Source organism: Mycobacterium sp. (assembly GCF_035653355.1).
Taxonomy (GTDB): domain Bacteria; phylum Actinomycetota; class Actinomycetes; order Mycobacteriales; family Mycobacteriaceae; genus Mycobacterium.
Map to the genome: position 1 here is coordinate 1 of NZ_DASRBZ010000472.1, position 4,657 is coordinate 4,657.

Annotated in this window: 4 protein-coding genes and 2 pseudogenes; 2 read left to right on the plus strand and 4 right to left on the minus strand. The window is 69.2% G+C overall.

What is annotated here, in order from left to right; genetic code table 11:
• The 4 genes and pseudogenes from VFA16_RS16305 to VFA16_RS16320 all read right to left on the minus strand — a co-directional run.
• A pseudogene (locus VFA16_RS16305) lies at positions 1-155 on the minus strand (2'-5' RNA ligase family protein); the annotation flags it as partial.
• Positions 155-835 (minus strand): dethiobiotin synthase, encoded by a 681-nt coding sequence (gene bioD / locus VFA16_RS16310; protein ID WP_324968819.1) that lies wholly within the window; start codon positions 833-835, stop codon positions 155-157. The gene bioD and the pseudogene VFA16_RS16305, both read right to left, overlap by 1 nt.
• Entirely contained in the window at positions 832-1,986 is a 1,155-nt protein-coding gene (locus VFA16_RS16315; protein ID WP_324968820.1) for an 8-amino-7-oxononanoate synthase, read from the minus strand. Before VFA16_RS16315 ends, bioD begins: the two co-directional genes overlap by 4 nt.
• A gap of 62 nt (positions 1,987-2,048) precedes the next feature.
• A complete protein-coding gene (locus VFA16_RS16320) occupies positions 2,049-3,341 on the minus strand; it encodes an adenosylmethionine--8-amino-7-oxononanoate transaminase (RefSeq protein WP_324968821.1) in 1,293 nt (430 codons plus the stop codon).
• 75 nt (positions 3,342-3,416) lie between these two features.
• Here VFA16_RS16320 and VFA16_RS16325 point away from each other — a divergent pair, with 75 nt between their 5' ends.
• On the plus strand, positions 3,417-3,836 hold the full coding sequence (locus VFA16_RS16325) for a hypothetical protein (protein WP_324968822.1): 420 nt from the start codon (positions 3,417-3,419) through the stop codon (positions 3,834-3,836).
• A 233-nt stretch (positions 3,837-4,069) separates the two neighbouring features.
• A pseudogene (gene ripD / locus VFA16_RS16330) lies at positions 4,070-4,561 on the plus strand (NlpC/P60 family peptidoglycan-binding protein RipD); the annotation flags it as partial.
• Positions 4,562-4,657: the final 96 nt, after the last annotated feature.

A 4,657-nucleotide genomic window follows, 5' to 3' on the forward strand; every position in this document is an offset into this window, starting at 1 on the left:
ACCTCGGGCTCGATGCGCTCGGCCACCGCCATGGTCGCATGCGGGCGGCTGGCCGGCGCCTGGCTCGGGATGCCCGCGGCGGCAAGGTCATTCCAGATACGGCGGATCGCCGCCTCGGTGCCGTCGTCGAAGATCAGCTCGATCGAGTGAACCATCAGCCGACCAGCGCGCTCACCCAGTCCCGGTCGAATGCTCGCGCGCTCATCGCAGCGAAATCCGCGGCGCTCATGGCCCCGGCCTCGGCTGGCAGCGCGGCCCGCACCGGCGCGAGCTTCGCCAGCGCGCACCAATTGAAGCTGTGCACGGTCTCGGGCCGGGCCGGCCAGCTGCCGATCACTAGTCCGGCGCACGAAAGCCCTTGTGCAGCAAGGGCTTCCAGCGTCAGAGCGGTGTGGTTGAGGGTGCCCAGCTCGGCGCGGCACACGACCAGCACCGCGGCGGCGAGGTCGACGGCGAGGTCGCGCAAGGTGACACCGTGTTGGGCCAGTTCGACCAGCAGCCCACCGGCTCCTTCGACCATGGTCAACCGTCCCGGGCGATCGACGCCGCGAACCAACGTCACTATCTCGTCGCGGGTCGGCAGGCTCATGCCGGCGTGGTGGGCGGCGGCCACCGGGGCCAGTGGCAGCGGATAACGTGCCAGCCCGACCAGTTCGGTGACCGCGGACAATCGGGCCACGTCAGCGAGGTCGTCGTCGCCGGTGTCGGTGCCCGTCTGCACCGGTTTGCACACCGCAACGTCGATGCCTGCTTGCCGCGCGTGGCAGGCCAACGCCGCACAGGCGATCGTCTTGCCGACCCCGGTGTCGGTGCCGGTGACGACCAGGACCGTCACCGCCGCGCCACGGACAGCACGTCGGCCAGCACCTTCTCGGCCAGCGCGAGCTCGTCGCGATCCAACGACGCTCGCGCGGTGAGCCGCAGCCGCGACGTCCCAGCCGGCACGGTCGGCGGCCGGAAGCAACCCACCCGCACCCCGGCGTCCAGGCAAGCGGTCGCGGCGGCCACCGCTACCTCCGGGTCTCCCAGGATCACCGAGACCACCGCTGACTCCGGAACCTGCGGCACGTCGCAGACCTCGGCCAAGAAACGGGAATGCCGTAGCACCGTGTCCGGCCGCCACGGCTCAGCCACCAACACACGCAGCGCCGCGAGTGCCGCGCCCACCGCGGCGGGCGCCAAGCCGGTGTCGAAGATGAACGGCCGGGCGGCGTCGACGAGGTGATCCCGCACGGCCGCCGAGGCGAGCACCACCCCACCTTGGCTGCCCAGCGCCTTGGACAGCGTCGTCGTCATCACGACGTCAGACATCCCGGCCAACCCGCACTCCTGCAGCAGTCCCCGCCCGCCGACACCGCGCACGCCCAGCCCGTGGGCTTCGTCGACGATGAGCAGCGCACGATGTCGCCGGCACACCTCGTGTAACTGTTGCAGCGGCGCCAGGGCGCCGTCGGCGGAAAACACCGAATCGGTGACGACGACCGCGCGCTCCTCGTCCCGCGACGCCAACGCCGCTTCGACGGCGTCGACGTCGCGGTGCGGCGTCACCACCACCCGGGCCCGGGACAATCGGCAGGCGTCGACCAGCGAGGCGTGCGAATAGGCGTCCGACACCAGCAGCGAACCCGGTCCCGACAACCCGACTACCGCGCCGAGGTTGGCCGTGTAGCCGGACGAGAACACCAAACCCGTTGCAGCGCCGACGAATTCGGCGAGCGTCGCCTCGAGTTCCTGGTGCAGCTCGGTGTCGCCGGTGACCAGCCGTGAACCGGTCGAGCCGGCGCCCCAGGTGCGCAGCGCCTGCACCCCGCCGTCGATGACGTCGGGATGCTGGGACAGACCGAGGTAGTCGTTGGACGCCAGATCCAGTTCGGTGGCCACCGCCGGACGTGGCCGCAGCGAGCGGCGCAAGCCGGCCTGCCGGCGCTGCTGTTCCACCGCGTCCAGCCATGCCAGCGGTGAGGTGTCGGTCTCGGCTTGGGTCATGTCGGCGTTCAGCCTAGCGGGGCGAGGACGAGCGCCGGAACGGCGCGAGGAGCGAGCCACTGCTAGGCAACGAGGCGGGCCACCTCGACCATCGCCGAGGTGATCTGGGCGATGTCGTCGGTCCCACAGATGAATGGCGGCATCGCATAGACCAGGTTGCGAAACGGCCGCAGCCATACCCCGTGGTCCAGCGCGGCCGGGGTGGCGACGGCCAGATCGACCGGGCGGCCGCATTCGATGACGCCGATCGCGCCGCAGACTCGCACATCGGTCACGCCGGGCAGGGCCCGGGCGGGCTGCAGGCCGGCGGTCAGGCCCGCGTTGATCGCGGCGACGGCCGACCGCCAGTCCTGGCGCAACAGCAACTCGACGCTGGCGACCGAGACCGCGCAGGCCAGCGGGTTAGCCATGAAGGTGGGTCCGTGCATCAGCGCGCCGGCTGCGCCGGTGCTGATCGTGTGGGCGATCTCGGTCGTGCACAACGTCGCCGCCAGGCTGAGATAACCACCAGTGAGTGCCTTGCCCACGCACATGATGTCCGGGCTGACCTCGGCGTGGTCGGCCGCGAACAGCTCGCCGGTGCGCCCGAACCCAGTGGCGATCTCGTCGAAGATCAGCAAGACGCCATACCGCCCGCACATATCCCGCAGGTCGACCAGGTAGCGGGGGTCGTGAAAACGCATTCCCCCCGCGCCCTGCACCACCGGTTCGACGACGACGGCCGCGAGTTCCTCGGCGTGCTCGGCCAGCCGCGCCTCGAAGGCCGCGCTGTAGTGCGGGTCGTAGTCGCGCGGCACCTGCGGGGCGAACACTTGGTCGGTCAACACGTCGGTCCAGAGCGAATGCATGCCGCCGTCGGGGTCGCAGATGCTCATCGGCGTAAAGGTGTCGCCGTGGTAGCCGCCGCGCCAGGTCATCAGCCGCTTCTTGCCGTACTGGCCGCGGCTGCGCCAATACTGCAGCGCCATCTTCACCGCGACTTCCACCGACACCGACCCGGAGTCACAGAAGAACACCGTCTCCAGCCCGGCCGGGGTGATGACGACCAGCAGCTGGGCCAGCCGCGCCGCCGGCTCATGGGTCAGCCCACCGAACATGACGTGGTTCATCTCGCCCAGCTGGGTGGTCAGCGCGGCGTCGAGCACGGGATGGCCGTGCCCGTGGATCGCGGTCCACCACGAGCTCATCGCGTCGAGCACCTGGATCGGCTTGCCGTCGCGGATCAGCGTCAGCCATGCGCCGCGGGCGCCGACCGCCACTACCGGCGGCACGGTTTCGGCGCCGATCGTGCTGTAGGGATGCCAGAGGTGGGCGGCATCGATCGCGCTGATCTGCTCAGGAGTCAACGCGGGCACGAAGACCGAGCGTAATCCAGCCGACCACCGGCCATCGGTCGCAGAACCACCGGCCATCGGGGAGCATTGACCAGCATGAGCCTCCCGCATCGGCCCCACGACGCCGATTCAGGGCCGCTGTCCGACGAGCAGGAACCACCGAAACGGCGGCTACGGCTTGAGCTCTGGGACGTGATGTGCACGCTGGCGGTATGGACAGTGGCGGTCGTCGTAGCCACCACAACGACGTGGCCGTCGCGGCTGTACGGCTTTACCGCCGACATCTGTGCGACGGATAACTGCCCACCGGCGCCATTCGGAATCAATTACTGGATCTACCCGGTGGTGTGGGGCGGTCTGGGTGCGGCGTGTGCCGCGGCGGTCATCGGCCCGTTCGTGTCGCTGGTGAAGGGCTGGTACATGTTCTTCTGGCCGCTGCTGGCTATTGCGATTGTCGCCGTCTGCTCGGTCGCCGGCTCGGTGCTGACCGCCTTCAGCGAACGCTATTCGGGCTGAGGACGCGGCAAAGGCCTGAGACCGAAATCACAACCGGCCGCGAACAATTCGGCGATGGTCTGCTGGCGGTCTCTCTTCGGTCACGGTCTGGCAAAAAAACCTTCGCGGAGCCGCCCTGCTATGGCACCCCGGCCTCTCCGTTGTCAAAGTGTTTGTAGTGACTGTTGTGACTGCAGTGACGGCGGGCAGCGCGAAATCCCAACGCGCCGACGCCGAGAGAGAGGTGGAGTCGAATGAAGCGCAGCTACGCCGCCGCGATCGGGGCGGCCGTGTTGGCGGCTCCGTTCGTGGTCACGCCGATGGCAAGCGCTGACACGAACGTCGTGTCAGCCAGCCACCAGCAGGCCATCAACTACGTGATCCAGCGAGCACTTTCCCAGCGCGGGGTGCCTTACCTCTATGGCGGCGGCAACGTCGCAGGCCCCACCCGCGGCACCGGCCTGCATGCCAACACCGCCGGGTTCGACGCCTCCGGCCTGGTCCAGTACGCCTTCGCAGGTGCCGGCATCAAGATGCCGCGGACCTCGGGCGAGCAGTGCAACGTCGGGCGGAAGGTCCCGCCGGCGCAGGCACGCCCCGGCGACTTGATCTGCTATGGCCCCGGCGGCACCCAAAGCGTCGCCATCTACTTGGGGAACGGGCAGATGGTCGAGGCCACCGAGCCGGCGGTGACGGTTTCCCCGGCGCGCACCAGCAACATGACGCCCTATCTGACGCGGATCATCGACGGCTAATCCTCCAGCCGTGTTCGCCGGGCCTGCCCGGCCACCGGACGCAAATTCACCCCGTAGGGCCAACATTCGGGTACGTCAGCGTCCGCT